This window comes from Paenibacillus sp. NRS-1782 (genome assembly GCF_050467685.1).
GTDB lineage: Bacteria > Bacillota > Bacilli > Paenibacillales > Paenibacillaceae > Paenibacillus > Paenibacillus terrae_A.
Window position 1 is genome coordinate 1 of the sequence record NZ_JBITPH010000004.1, and the last position, 13,888, is coordinate 13,888.

At 44.0% G+C, this 13,888-nt stretch carries 16 protein-coding genes and 1 pseudogene; 3 read left to right on the forward strand and 14 right to left on the reverse strand.

Going from position 1 to position 13,888, the window contains the following annotated elements; translation table 11 throughout:
- Window positions 1–305 precede the first annotated feature (305 nt).
- Window positions 306–962, reverse strand: coding sequence for a hypothetical protein (locus ACIFQM_RS00685; RefSeq protein WP_430039488.1), 657 nt, complete (start codon window positions 960–962; stop codon window positions 306–308).
- Window positions 963–1,232: 270 nt separating this feature from the next.
- On the opposite strand from ACIFQM_RS00685, the gene ACIFQM_RS00690 reads away from it, so the two are divergent.
- Window positions 1,233–1,457 carry a helix-turn-helix domain-containing protein gene (locus ACIFQM_RS00690; protein WP_283655091.1) on the forward strand — a complete coding sequence of 75 codons (225 nt, stop codon included), beginning with the start codon at window positions 1,233–1,235 and terminating at the stop codon, window positions 1,455–1,457.
- An 80-nt stretch (window positions 1,458–1,537) separates the two neighbouring features.
- Here ACIFQM_RS00690 and ACIFQM_RS00695 read toward each other — a convergent pair whose 3' ends face one another.
- The 13 genes and pseudogenes from ACIFQM_RS00695 to ACIFQM_RS00755 all read right to left on the reverse strand — a co-directional run bounded on the left by ACIFQM_RS00695 (window position 1,538) and on the right by ACIFQM_RS00755 (window position 12,658).
- Complete coding sequence (locus ACIFQM_RS00695) at window positions 1,538–3,463, reverse strand: DUF6382 domain-containing protein (protein ID WP_430039485.1); 1,926 nt, start codon at window positions 3,461–3,463, stop codon at window positions 1,538–1,540.
- Between the two features lie 67 nt (window positions 3,464–3,530).
- Window positions 3,531–4,043: an A24 family peptidase gene (locus ACIFQM_RS00700; protein WP_430039483.1), complete on the reverse strand. Its 513-nt coding sequence runs from the start codon at window positions 4,041–4,043 to the stop codon at window positions 3,531–3,533.
- Between the two features lie 112 nt (window positions 4,044–4,155).
- Window positions 4,156–5,148: a pilus assembly protein gene (locus ACIFQM_RS00705; protein ID WP_430039481.1), complete on the reverse strand. Its 993-nt coding sequence runs from the start codon at window positions 5,146–5,148 to the stop codon at window positions 4,156–4,158.
- The gene (locus ACIFQM_RS00710; protein ID WP_430039478.1) at window positions 5,117–7,333 is read right to left on the reverse strand and encodes a hypothetical protein; all 2,217 of its coding nucleotides are present in this window, start codon (window positions 7,331–7,333) and stop codon (window positions 5,117–5,119) included. The genes ACIFQM_RS00705 and ACIFQM_RS00710 overlap by 32 nt, the downstream gene beginning before the upstream one ends.
- Before the next feature lie 39 nt (window positions 7,334–7,372).
- Window positions 7,373–8,041, reverse strand: a complete 669-nt coding sequence (locus ACIFQM_RS00715) for a TadE family protein (protein ID WP_430039475.1) — start codon at window positions 8,039–8,041, stop codon at window positions 7,373–7,375.
- Window positions 8,041–8,232 carry a Flp1 family type IVb pilin gene (locus ACIFQM_RS00720; protein ID WP_013309278.1) on the reverse strand — a complete coding sequence of 64 codons (192 nt, stop codon included), beginning with the start codon at window positions 8,230–8,232 and terminating at the stop codon, window positions 8,041–8,043. Before ACIFQM_RS00720 ends, ACIFQM_RS00715 begins: the two co-directional genes overlap by 1 nt.
- 13 nt (window positions 8,233–8,245) lie before the next feature.
- On the reverse strand, window positions 8,246–9,124 hold the full coding sequence (locus ACIFQM_RS00725) for a type II secretion system F family protein (RefSeq protein ID WP_430039473.1): 879 nt from the start codon (window positions 9,122–9,124) through the stop codon (window positions 8,246–8,248).
- Window positions 9,125–9,136: 12 nt separating this feature from the next.
- Window positions 9,137–9,934: a type II secretion system F family protein gene (locus ACIFQM_RS00730; protein ID WP_430039470.1), complete on the reverse strand. Its 798-nt coding sequence runs from the start codon at window positions 9,932–9,934 to the stop codon at window positions 9,137–9,139.
- Window positions 9,931–10,299 (reverse strand): annotated as a pseudogene (locus ACIFQM_RS00735) (CpaF family protein); the annotation flags it as partial. The pseudogene ACIFQM_RS00735 and the gene ACIFQM_RS00730, both read right to left, overlap by 4 nt.
- A gap of 76 nt (window positions 10,300–10,375) precedes the next feature.
- A complete protein-coding gene (locus ACIFQM_RS00740; protein ID WP_430046220.1) occupies window positions 10,376–10,636 on the reverse strand; it encodes a hypothetical protein in 261 nt (86 codons plus the stop codon).
- Window positions 10,637–10,988: 352 nt separating this feature from the next.
- A complete protein-coding gene (locus tag ACIFQM_RS00745; protein ID WP_430046222.1) occupies window positions 10,989–11,366 on the reverse strand; it encodes a hypothetical protein in 378 nt (125 codons plus the stop codon).
- 13 nt (window positions 11,367–11,379) lie between these two features.
- Complete coding sequence (locus tag ACIFQM_RS00750; RefSeq protein WP_430046224.1) at window positions 11,380–11,505, reverse strand: AgrD family cyclic lactone autoinducer peptide; 126 nt, start codon at window positions 11,503–11,505, stop codon at window positions 11,380–11,382.
- 817 nt (window positions 11,506–12,322) lie between these two features.
- Window positions 12,323–12,658 (reverse strand): YolD-like family protein, encoded by a 336-nt coding sequence (locus ACIFQM_RS00755; RefSeq protein WP_430064779.1) that lies wholly within the window; start codon window positions 12,656–12,658, stop codon window positions 12,323–12,325.
- Window positions 12,659–12,892: 234 nt separating this feature from the next.
- Here ACIFQM_RS00755 and ACIFQM_RS00760 point away from each other — a divergent pair, with 234 nt between their 5' ends.
- Both ACIFQM_RS00760 and ACIFQM_RS00765 read left to right on the forward strand, forming a co-directional pair.
- Window positions 12,893–13,321 (forward strand): hypothetical protein, encoded by a 429-nt coding sequence (locus ACIFQM_RS00760; protein WP_430064781.1) that lies wholly within the window; start codon window positions 12,893–12,895, stop codon window positions 13,319–13,321.
- Entirely contained in the window at window positions 13,314–13,829 is a 516-nt protein-coding gene (locus ACIFQM_RS00765) for a hypothetical protein (RefSeq protein WP_430064783.1), read from the forward strand. Before ACIFQM_RS00760 ends, ACIFQM_RS00765 begins: the two co-directional genes overlap by 8 nt.
- Window positions 13,830–13,888 lie beyond the last annotated feature (59 nt).

Below are 13,888 nucleotides of genomic sequence, written 5' to 3' on the forward strand. Positions count from 1 at the left end.
CATCAAATATAGCGACGAAGCCAAAAAGACTCAGCCCTGAGTATCAGTAAATCGTCACTAACATGTTCTTTTCACAAGAAGAATGAGCAATCGAAGGCTAACCCATTTACCGTCGCAAGTCTTGAGAAAAAGTTTACCGTCAATGAGTCTTCCGGTTTTGTACATAGATAAGCTCCTTTACGGAATAGAGGGATTGTTGATATCTTCTATTCGTTTATGTGCTTCTCAAAAGGAAAGGCAGGATTAAAACTGGTTATATTTTGGGTAGTCAGATACATCTTCCCTTTATGTAGGTTATAGAGAGGTTAATATCCAGATGCCAAACCTCTTGTTTCATCCTCAGCACGTTCTATCGCCTGAATCAAAGTCATCAAAGGTTTTTCAAATTTGTATTGAATGGCTTTTTCACACGTACCACCAGCAGCTTCCCACTCCCAAAACGCAATGATGTCAACGGGTTCAAGAAAATATAAAGCTAAGGCATTCACTGGATTTGCAGTGTACAGTTTCATAAACTCTTCGTCTAAAAGTTGATTATACGTAAGATATTGCTCTTGCATCGCTCTTAGGAGAAAAAGCGTACTTTCCTCGTTCACATTAACCATTCGATTAACAAAAGCATTTCGTCTTTCAACCGTATTCAGTATAATTTGTATAGCATTTCGAGTACGCGAAGCTTCAGAAGTAATACCAAGCATATTAATTAGATCATTAGTAGTGAGATCAGAATTATATGGGGCTTGCTCTATAATATACGTCCATTTATCGTCACTTCCATTTTGAAATACTCGAATAGCATCGGAAACGTTATAGCCAATCGTTTGCCATTTTCGATTAAGCACGTCAAAAATGTGAAAATAGTACAACTCTGTTTCTCCGTTGCCTACTTCCTGTCCCCAGACCTTTTTCATACGAACAATGTTTTTAATATCTTGTTTATTGAACTTTTCTTTTAAAATCATAGGTGTCATCTCCAGTTCTATTTTGGTAAAATGTCCATAGCAAAGCTAAGGGTGTTGTACATCATTGTTTTAGGATGATATGATATAGCTTAGCTTTATTTCATCAGTTCCTCTTTATATTTTTTCACTTTATCGTAAATATTTACGACTTATTATAAATAATATCATCAACCCTTTCATTATTCAACTGTTTTAACGTAATTATTTCCGACTTATTGGAATTAAATCATATTTTCTATGTCATCTGGTATTAAAGAAGGAGAATGATAAATGATTAGTTTTGAACCATTACAAATAACTTTGATTAAAAAGAAAATCTCTAAAATGGAGTTTATAAAACTAATGAATATCTCCCCGTCAACTGCCGCTAAAATGTGGCGTAACGAGTACATAGCTATGAAAATTATCGACGATATATGTAACAAGCTAGAATGTAATTTGACAGATGTCATTGAACATACTCCAGATGATAAATTGAATCAAAGTACTCAATAGCTACCCCCAAATTAAACGTCAAAAAGAAGCCCATAACATTAATCGGGCTTCTTCTTTATACATATCAAACTATCCTTAACTCAAGAGGCATTGGAAGAAGATTTAAAAGATTCCAGCCGATAAGTATAGGATACTCCGGCTATTTTAAAAGTGTCTCCGTCCTTCATTGCATACTCCTTGTAAGGCACCATCGCCTCTCCGTTCAGAACGGTTCCGTTCGTCGAGGACAAATCCTTGACGATGTGACCTTGTCCTTCTGCATCTATACAAAGCTCAATGTGAGAACGGGACGCTCCCTCCATATGTTCTACAAACTGGACCAATTGCGAGTCTCTTCCGATGAAGAAGCTGCCTGCAACAAATTGATCTGGCTGCAATCGAATGCGCTCGTCCGCTCCACTTCCTGGTGGCTTGCGCTCCAGACAAGCCATCGGTGCTTGCTGAACGTGTGGAATATGTACTGCCTGATCAGCACGGAGCAGCACCGTTTCCTGCCTCGATGTAGCATTTAGCAGCTCCGTCACACCAGACAAGGACTTATAATATGCCTCGCTGGTATCACTGGCTTCCAAATCATTTCTTCGAGACATACCTATCCCCTGTGGCTCGTGCAAGTCGTGACGTGCAGAAGCTTTATCTCCTTGTCCCGTATCCCGGCTACCCATATTTTCAGATTCCTGGTCAGGAAAAGACCAGCGCCAGCTTTCCTGTCCTTGATCACCTGAATCGGAAGATTGCTTATCCTTATTATGACGTCCTGCTACGAATCCGGTTAGCTTATCGACCTGATAACGGTCATTTTTCCGCTGTGCATGAGAAGCTTCACCGAGCCATTCCGAATCCAGTATAGGGACTGAATCAGCATAGGTATGCGGCGAAGCGTCCTTGCGCCCCCATTTTCCCGTCCAGCTCATATAAGCAACGGCTACGAGTACCAAGGTCAGCACAACGGAAATAACGAGCGGTACCGTATCTGGATGATCCAGATAAATATAGCGCCACACAATGGCCGAAGCGAGAAGACAGCCTAAAGCAATGTAAGTTTTATATTTCTGCAATGCTGGCTCCATTTCTCCTATTTTTACATCTGCCTCATCATTCTCCTGTGGCTTCACGGACGGCTTGAGCCGATTAATCCGTTTAAGCTCCTGAATCTCCTGTAGCGTATCCTGATCCTCATGCATTTTTTTCTGGATTCTCGAATCCCTTGAAGCGAAAAATTTGTATTCCTCTCCTAGCCCACTTCCTTCTTGACTCGCTGAATAATCACGCGTTGATGAATGACCGGATAAGGATTGATCAGCATAAGGAAACTCTTTTCGATATGCTGTTGAATGCAATCCATCACGCTCTCCCTGAACTCCCATTCGAGCATGAGTATCTCTACTGCGTGCTTCTCCAGCTTCGCCTTGAACGCTAACGCTGTCTGCACCGACCGTCATCCCTTGCAGCAGCAGCTCCTTCAGCGCCCCCGGATCAAATTCATTCCTGTCGCACAGTTCAAATATGCGCTGCATATGGTGTCCTTGAAAATGAACCACACGCGTCATCAAGCGAATAACCAATTGCTTAAATTGGCTCCCAGCCTGTCCTTCATACAAAACACCCTGCAAAGGGACATAGGTTAAACTGACGTTTTCCCTTGAGCCTGAACCGCTAATAAAAATATAATCCTCATGAAAAATAAATTGGCGCATATCCAGCATATACTGCGGACTACGATGGAGGGCATCCGCCACTTCAAAAAGAATCCTATAGAAATCGGAAGTCGATACTCCTCCTCCCTTCCATACCTGGGACAGCATACGTTGACCCGAAATATCGTAGTGCAGCTCCACCTGAAAATCGACTTCCTTGATTCTTAGCTCCAGAAGACCGGGAATCCGATTGCCAGTCATCATTCCGGTTTGCACGGAATTTAAATCATCGGTCTTAAGCCCGCCTTCCTTGTTCAAAATCATAAATGTCCCGCCGTTGCGGGCAAAATCCCTGCTTAAACCAAACAATTCATGACCTCCTTAGCATTTTTTCCCGATCTCCGTGAGTACCATAATATCTACCTAACCGAACCTGTTATGGCAAAAAGTAAAGATAAGCGCTGATCGCTCCCGGAATGACAGCGGTCATAAAAGGAAACCTGAGGTGTGCCTCCCTCCCGTTCGTCAGCGCCTTGCCGCTGCGAAACAGAAAAAATCCTCCTAAATTAAAAGCCACACGCCGCAGTCTCATCATGGTTTCCCGTCTCCACAGCAGGATCACCACGCCAATAATACCCGCGAAAAAAATCGAATATAGAGCCGATTGCCATGCAAAAGCAGCCCCCGTCCATGCTCCGATCAAGCCAAACAGCTTCACATCACCAGCACCGACAGCTCCCATCCAGTACAGAATCAACATGAAGCCGAATCCCGTCCCCAGTCCAGCCGCTGCAAATAAAAATCCATGCCAGCCCCCAAACACCGTATTAAATAGCAAGCCCACCGCCATACCGGGCATCGTAAGCTTGTTAGGAATTTTCATACTACGTAAATCCGTGACCAGCGCAATCGCCAGCAAAACACCACATACGATATACATCCACGTCAATGCAGTTCCCCCTTAATGATAAGCATGAAGCGTTCCAAACCTTTTTCATCGTTGTTATCTCTATCTACTCGCGTAATGCCTATACATCCGGTCATGATCCATCTGTGTTCCTCTATCCGTCCGCCGTCTTCTCCACCGAAAATGGAACCTCGATACGTTGTCCATCCTCCGTTTCGATCACAAAGCTCCATTGACCGGGTGTCGTATTTGTACCTACAAACCAGTTCCATTCAATAATCCCGTCCGCATCGGCAGAGGTCCAGCCCAAGTGTTGAGCCGTGCTTTGACCCGACTTATAAAGTACAGAAAGATTAGCAGACGTTCCAGGTTCCACCTTGGCCTTGATCAAATTGTATACACCCTTCACAGCAGGCTCAGGCTTGGCAAGCAGTTGTATGGAACCCTGCGCATCCTTAGCCGATGTAGCTCCTGTACCTGCTCCCTCTCCTGTATCTCCGATCCAAAGACGTTCCTCTGCCGCCGCCTGAAGCACAATGCTACGATACAGAAAGGGAACCTTCATCGGCAGCTCATAAGACAGCTCCACCCTAAAATAAGGGTCCTTAGTTCCCGTAAGAGACGGCACATGCACGCTCGTTACGTGTATACGGTCATACTCCAGAATGCTATCCTCTATAAAAGGCTTTAAGAGCGGCTTTAGAGCAGGATCAAGCACGGCTTCCGTCAAGCGTCCTCGTAGCTCCTCCATGGGCTTTTTGCCCCCCTGCACAGCGCTTTCTACCCAATCACCGATGGGAGGTGGCAGTTGGGCAGCAAATTGGCTTGCATATTCACTCACAGATAACTTGGGCAGCTCATCCAGCGGTTGGCGGACCGCATCTATTTTCGCAGATGCCGCATCCACAGCCAGAGACACCGGATAGATTTTAGCCGAGACTTGTTTAACCGCTTCTGAAGCGGTGGTCTGCAAGGCCGTAGATACCAGCGTCATCTGTACCATATAAATCAGAAAAATAATAAAAAACAGAAACAACGGCAACACCAGCGACGCCTCTAAAACGATACTTCCTTGTTCACGGCAACTCCGTCCACCAATCCGCTGTAAATACCGATTAATAAGAAAAATGCGCTGTTTTCGTAACATAGTACACACTTCCCTTAATGCTTTCGCCTTCCTCTGAGGCCAGTCCCAGCATCTTCATCACCCCAGGTAAAAACAACAGCCGCATCCCGTTTTTAACCTCTCCCCTTGCATACGTTTGCCGTTCGGCAGGATTGACATCTGTATTCAGGCGGATCAGGGCCAGCATACGAGACATTTTCCGTTCATTATTACTATGGAGCATGAGGAACAATCTCAAATGATCCTTGTACGTCATTCGAAATTTCAGAAAATCAGACAAAGGCACATACCCCTTCTGAGCCAGCATAATCATATCTTCAATCGCCTTCTCTACCCCATATAGAAGAGCTGCCGCCAAAACGACCAACGGATTGCCTTTGGAGCTATTTTTGACCAATCCCTCCATCGTACGAATGGCCAGCCTCATGGCAAAAATCTCGCCATAAGCGGAGGCCAGGTTTCCTGTCGGATTATGGAAACCGTACAGAATGTACTCGACTTCCTGATTATTCAACTCCAGTTGGTCTCCCAAAATTTGCGCTGCGTTTCCCACACTTCTGCCTGATCCGGCTAAACTGCCAAATCGACTAAAATTCACGTGATTAAAGTAAGAAAGCGCATATTCATTCTGGAAAAATTCATCCCCCAGTTGCGTCAGCAAGCCGGATGCTGCCCCGTATAGACCATCCATACTGTCCATGGATGCTCCTGCCGCATCATAGGTGTCATAGGACAAATCAGCCGATACAGACGGACTGGATGCAGACTGGTTAAAAGAAATACTTTCATTGTAATACTGCTCCAGCTTTTGAAATTGTCCGGCACCTTGCGTACCTTTGGAGAGCATTTCAATGATCTTATAGGCTTGCTTGAGCTTGTTCTTCGCCTCTTTTTCCATTTTTTTACGTTCTTTATCAGATCCACGTCGCATGTCCATTGTTCTGGCTTCATCATCGAGTACATTAGAAGGCCCCGACCAGGCATACGCATTCAAGTATTTATCCATTTCCTTGAGCGTTGAGATCACTTCTTGTCTGAACATATCTGTATTGAGATTCGGATCTGTATAAAAGGATAATGTGCGGATCATACTCGTTAATCTGTTGTTAACCGTATGAATAGCCGTTCGTTGCTCTTCTATAGTCGCTTCCATCTGGTCAAATTCCTTATCAGGAATCAATAAGTCGTCGGCCTCCTGCCTTGCGCTTCCTACAGACGGATCAGCACTGGAGGTCCCTCCACTCGGAGTAGGGGCTGAGGAAACCTCATCATACCCTGCATTGGCAGCCCTCTGTTTATATTGAGCAATGACTTGACGCATCTCTTCGTTAATCTGCCTGGCTTCATTCAACGGCTCCTTAGCCTCTACAAGCAGCTCATCGTGCTCTTCCCCAATGTTAGTCATGGCTTGGCCCAGACGATCAAGCGCCGATCTCGCCCTTCTCGCATATTTCTCGATCTGCATGATTTTAACGTCGTCTACACTCTTTTTATTATCCTCATACACATGAACATAATGCTTATATTGAGCGGCAATATCGGCTACAACCTCAAGTGAATCCCAAATATACTGATTAGGGATATACGCGCCCCTCTGTTTAATAATCCGTTTGCGAACCTCTTCCATATAAGCTCCTGCCTCACGCTGCTTCTCCAGCATGTCATCCAGCTTAGCCTCGCGTTTGTCATACAGCTTTTGCAGCCGTTTCAGCAAATCAACCGTATGGGAAGCCTCTTTCATATTCTGAGATAGCGGCTTCAGCTTTTCGAGCACTTCCACTGTAAAATCAACAGGCGCTTTATACTTCATTTCTTCTCGAATCTGCTCATTAAATATGGCATATCTACCAAGCTCTCTTTCCATATGCAAAGAGCTTGAATCCAGCTTCGTAGTCATAAGCGGCAGTGTGTCTGCCCGCGGCGTGCGCTTGGCGCTGTCGTTCAGCACTTTGACCATAATTTCTTCTCCGCTGCTCTCACCATAAGCAAACAGACCGTAATCCTGTTGCAATGTTGGATCATAGGCAGACATGACTGAACGAACCGCCGCATGGGTCAACCGTTCGGTTTGCACATGCAGCGCGGCAATTCGTGCATAATCAATAAAAACAGCAATAAAGCCGAACATGACCGCCATAATCAGAATCAAAAAGACCGTGACAGCACCTGACTCTCCATCCTTTGCATTACGTCCTTTTCCAAACACCCGCTTCCTCCCTTCCAGTCCATTCGCGTTCTCCGCTCCTTACGGACCGTTCTGTCCATATTGCGTCAATACTTGTCCTGCAACTGCCGGGTTTACCTTTTCCCCCGATCCTCTGCCCATAAACTTTGCTCCATAATATCGAGTCAGCTCCACCGTGCGAATCCATTCCACAGGCTCCACTACCCCTGAACTCATGGTCCCCTGCAAATCCGTCTGATCCAGAAACTGATTCAGCAAAGGCACTTTCACTATTTTATTCAACTCTGTAGTCACCTTACGGCTGATCAGACTGTTCTCATATGTCATCTGTCCCTGCATACCAGCAGGCATGCCTCTCTCAGCATTGGACAGCTTCTGACTAGGCAAATCGCCTCCCCCGCCACCACCGGGCACCTGCACACTTGCCCGATTATGAGCTCCAGCCCAACCAAACAAAGCTCCCAGCATCACATCATCCTTCAAGCGCCAATAAAGCGAATCCCGTTGTCCTTGGGTGAATGCGCCTGTACGCGGTTCCTTGAAGCTGTTATCCCAGCTATAAGCAGCTCGTTCCGAAGCAGTAGAAGCGACCTGCACCAAGATGGATTTTTGATATATGTACAGGCAAAAAAATAACATCACAAAAATGACCAGCAACAGTATAGGAAAGACGAGGGAAGCTTCCAAGGAGAAGCTCCCTTCTTCTTTGTGTGCCAAATTGCGCAGCATTATGAATCCATGAAGTCGTTACTCTTTTTATCCGCTTTTTTCAACAGACCTTCTACAATCTTCTTGATCTGATCCTTGAAAATAATTGCCACCGCAATCAGAATCGCGATAATCAAAATCATTTCCAACGTACCCAAACCGTCCTCATCCTTGTACAATTTACGAATACTGCCTGTTACTAATGTCATCATCGTTGTATTCCTCCTACATATTCATCATCATTAAAGCGGGAGCACCCACAAGCACAATAACCGTTAGCAAAATCAGCGCCATCGGAAATACCAGCTTAGATGAAGCCTGCTCTCCTCTTGTGCGGCTAATCGAAGTCCGCTTGCTCCACAACGTCTGGGACAACTCACGTAAAGCCATCACAAAATCGCTCCCGCCGCGTCTCATATTCAGCAACACCGTTGTCGTAAACACCGTCATTTCCTGAATGCCGCAGCGCTTGCTCAAATGCTCAAATGCCTGTTGAAAGGAATAGCCACTTTCCCATTCCCCCACTGTCTGACGCAGCTCCCGATACAACGGATGTACCGTATCCGCTCCTTTGCGCTCCACGCAATGAAGCAATGCCCGCTGTACCGTCTCGCCTGCGCCGACCAAAAGCATGATTTTACTCAGCAATTCAGGTAACTCCATTAAAATTTGCTGATCCCGCTTCTGTACCTTTCCGTGCAGATCCTTGACCAGCGCTATGGGTACCAGAATGCCCAGCCCCAATCCGAGCACCAGCCCGGTCGCCTCCCCGCCCATCATGAGCGATATTAAAGCTCCACCAGCGGCCATCATGTATCCATAACCCACCATCTCGGCCAGAAAAAGCATCGTTTTCTCCCCGCTGTTGCGCATACCGTACAGCTTTTGTACCGAGCGCTGGAGCTTAAACATCAGTAAAGGCAGTCTTTGGGCGGCACGTGAAGCATGGATCATGTGTACGAAAGGAACCGAGAGCCTTTGCAGCCGCAGTCCCTCCAGCTTCATATGACGAAAGCTCGCATACTTAGCAGCGTACATCCGGTTCAGCACCACCCAACCTCCCACTTGCAGAACCAGCATGACCAGACAAACCAACATCACCATGCCTATCTCTCCTTACACCTCAATTTTCATAATGTGGTTGATCCACACGAGACAGCCACCAAGCACCAATAGGCAAAAGGTAGACAAAATCATACCTGTCCCGCTGTATAGCGGCATCATGTAATCTCCCGCAGTCATGGTCATAAACAGTACAAACAGAAAAGGCGCCGCAAACATAACCCTCGATTCAAAACGTTTCTGCGCGATCATCACACCGATCTCTTGCTGAATTTCCAGCTTCTCCCCTATAACACTTGAAGCCCGTCGCACGACCTCCACCAGATCACCCCCGGTTCGTTTGCAAGCTGCAAACACGTCCGCAAAATTCGTAATATCCTCCATCTGCGCCCGATGAGCAAAATCCTGTAAAGCCGTCTCCACGGGTTGTCCAATTTCCAGACAGGCTGTAATAATGTTAAATTCAAAAATCAGATCATGATCTCCATCCGGGCTAAGCAGCCTTAAATCCTCCACGGCTTCACGAAAGCCGTTCTCCACCGACCTTCCCGCCGAAAGGGAAGACGAGAGCGAATATAAAGCCTGCTTGAATTGAATGCTTAAAGCCGACCTGCGCCGTTGCAGCAAATGCTGACGAAAATAACGTGGCGTCACCAAAGCCCCAGCAGCGCATAGCAACGACAATATCCATTGATGATAAAAAAGATAGCCGATCATCGCGAATAGCACGCCACTAAAGAGGATACACAAGCTTTTTTGCACAGGTGAAAGTGTATATACCGTATAGTCCGGCAGGGAAGTAGTCTGACTGGATGCTTGCTCCGGCTTCACAGCCGCTTTTCCTGGCTTCATACCGACGCTTCCCCCCTGCTCCAGCTTTCCGACTTCATCCCGGCCATTTGCAGCTTCAATGTATGCTGTAGACCTTCACCGCAACGCTCCAGCCCTCCGACGATACGTCCTTTACTTTCGCCCCGCTCCTGAAAACGATAGAGCGGATTAAGTATCACTTCACCGTTTTCAAAGCCAGTTACCTCACTAATTTCCAGCACCCGTCTGGATTTGTCTCGCAATCGTGACAGATGCACGAATATATCAATGGCCGAGCTGATCTGTTGTCGTACGACACCAAGCGGAAGATCAGCCCCGCCCAGTACCATCGTTTCCAATCTGCTGACCATATCGCGAATATTATTCGCGTGCCCCGTTGAAAGACTTCTTTCGAATACAAAATGGTACTCAATTATAGCACCAAAAAAGCCCCTGCTACAGGGGCCTTTCTCTTTTACTCGTTTATTTATTATTAGGATGCACAAGTCTGAGAGCGTCTTCGAATCCTAGTCTATACGATTTATCCGCGAAATCAATATTAGTTTGAATCAAAGAGTCTTCTAATTCCAGTAAAATCCGATGCTCATTATAAGGCAAAATATCCTTCAAATCTTTTAGTATTTTATTGAAATTTTCTTGAGAATCTAATTCTTGATTATCACAGTATTTAACTGCCTCCAATACTCTATTCTCAATTGCTGTCTCCATCCACTTTTCAATCATCTGATCCACTCCCATGTTGTAATTGATAAAAACATAATTTCACTGTATACTCACGTTGATTAATTTTCCGTGGGTTTTAACTTGGCTATCCTGGCAGGGATGCCAACCCACATTTGTGCGCCTCTCTTATAAGAGGCGTTTTTTATTGCATCCGATATATGTAATTATCTAGGCTTACCGCCTCCCTTTATTTTCAAAATCAAACCTCTTACCTATATTAAATCCCAATATTAGGCGTCTTGGCAAGATAAATTGGGGATTCCGAGTTCGTTCTACGAATCGACAAAATACTACAAAATATACGTATAATATTCGACAAAAAAGACCGCTACGATAGCGGTCTTGGTAATATTCAGGAGAATGATACGCTTGGATTGTAAACTTCCAATTTAGCCATCGCCTCTACGAAACGGTTATGGGATATTTCGCATTTTGATTTCTTTCCATTAACACCCTCTTTAAAATATGCATCTTTAAAGAGGGTGTTAACTGATACCACATTGTCCGCATTGAAAATACTGCTCCGCGTGGCATATATAAATTTGTACCCACTACTTTTAAGTGCATTTTTGCAATAGTTAAGCGGTCCTGTCATGTAAAATACACCCGTATGAGCATGTACAACAAGTCTTTTGCTCAATCGGTCATATTCGATAAAATTAACTAACTCGACGTACAAGTCTGTGTAGCCTGACGTGCCGTCTGCATTTGCCGTCACAGTTAGTTTCAATTGTGGCACCTCCTTATTTCAGTAATTCTTCTGGTGGTTCGGGGCTGTGGATAAATGCCACGCTTGCTGTTGCAACAGATAAAATCGCCGCGAAAGAAAAAAAAGATGCAGCCTTAAAGAAAAGTTCTTGTTTTTTCACCCTCTTCACCTCCTCTCTCAGTCCTCTTCATCCTCTTGTAAGTTTTCCCGCTCCTTTCGGAGCGCATAGTACAAAAACATGGCTGATACAATGATCAAAAAAAGCATAATGTACAGCATATTATTAACAAACATAACAACGGCTGACGCAGTGAGCGCAACCAAAATAAATACTATTACTATTATGTGTTCCCATTTTAAGCGAAACCTCTCGAATTCAGCGTCGAAGCCAATTTTAAACTTATTAAGTAACCAACTTATAAAAAGGGTCCATAAGCTGGTTACTATTTGAACTACAGTGCCTTTGATGGAAAATTGCATGTCCTCATTTAGATCGCCGAACAGAGCCATAATGACAATAAGTTGCAGTAAAGTGTACAGAAACATACCTGTTACGGATATTATGCCTGCCCACAAAATCGGGACCCTAACTATAGTAGCTATAAGCAATATATAAACTATTATTGTTATGGCTGGCACGAGGAAAGACAAATTTAACGCCTCACGGAGAAAATAACTTTGGAGATTCATAGCAAGAAAAACGAACATAGCAGGCCAAAAATAATGCCATGATTTCAACCTGAAAATTGATAGCATAATAGTAAAAACGGCAAAAGCCTCTATATTTGAAAAAAACAGAAACCTAACGGCCTCCCACACCACAACATACCCCCGTCACGTTTTTACATAATTGTATCTCTTTATGAACGGGAGTGGCAATCCAATTGCTGGTATTAATAGGACGTGTGAGGTTTATTTTTAAGCATACTATAAAGTGCTTTACCTACTAATAGTATCGGATATAAGTGTGTATGTCTTTAGATTTGGGCCGATATAACATCTTCCAATTTGATCCAATCAAAATCATCTTCCCCGCGAGACAGCTTCACTTCCCGTCTGGCTGTGTTTATAGACGTAACCACACCAGTCATAACAATGTCATCGAACGGGCTAAATACAGACACTGTGACAGCCGTACGTGAATTGTAGGAGTCTATAAGAGCCTGCTCTATGAGTTGGACCTCCTGTTCGTCCAGTTCTGGTTTCCCACGGCGCTGACGATCCTTCATCAACTTCAAGTATGCTTCCTTGTGTTCTGGTATGATAATCCGGCTGCTTTCCCATAAGCCGTTACCTTCTAATTTTTTCGACATGTATGTACCCTCCTGTTGTGTTATAAATTGATTATATTACGAACGCATGTTCTGTACAATAAAATATTATTGCCAAAACAAACACAAAATTATCACTTTGGTTGTTTTCTTACTCCTATATTCACCTATATTGTATTGGCAGATATAGCCAAAGGCGTATCAATAGGGTAAACTATATTTACGGAAGATGATCAGCAACTACTCCAGCCGATGGAGATTCATGACGGTGAGACAATGAAACACGAAATACGAACTCAAATATCCTACATCCTATTTTCGGAAAGTACTACGAATTTAAAGGCCAAAGGTAGATCTAACTTTTTAATTTTTGAACCTTATGTAAGAAAAACAGTAAGTTTCCCATATAAGTTTTCGTTTTACTTGACCGTAGGAATTATGACCCCAAAGACAGAAATAGAAGACCTTTATATTAAAGTTTTTGACCCGATGATGAAAGAGTTGACTCAGATACCTTTAGGCAAAATGATAGAGGATCAATATTCTGTTCCTTCTGATTTAGTGTTTACTGGTAATTTCAGTTTATATACCGAAAAAGGAATAGACATCGAAATGCCTGGTTTGATAACGATAGTTGTCTTTTACCAAGACACGCCTTTAGCTGAATCAAGAATACTATTTGATGAGGTTGAAGATAATGAGTGATTCTTTATTTGAATTAAAAACACCAAAAGAAACAGATGCTGTTATTGACATTGATCAATATAAAGAAAATAGAGTATCGCAGCCCAAAGGTACAAAGTATCAAGGGCGCCTTAATAGAACTGTACTTGAAGAATCTGCGAATACTAGCGAAACACCAACAGGAAGTGGAGGTGGAGGCGGAATGAACGATATACTGCGTCGGATAGATAATTTGGAACAAGGTCAAAAAGACTTGAAAGACGATTTGAAAGATAAGGTTTCAAAATCTGACTTGGACAAATCCACTTTAGAGTTAAAGCTATACATGCGTGAACTTTTCGAAAAAGTGCCTACCGAAGACAGAATCAAGACCATCTTTAGTGAACAACTTAAGTCCCACGGTGTAGCCACTGAAACATTTGTTTCCAATAAGGTTGGTGAAGCAAGGCTTTCAACAATTCTTTGGATTATAGCAACAACGATTGCTATTGCAGGCTTGATTTTTACGATTATAAGATTATATTCATAAGAGCATTAGCATGCTAAAAAAGCGAAAGCCCAGCGCTGTATGTCGCGTTAAGGGCTTTC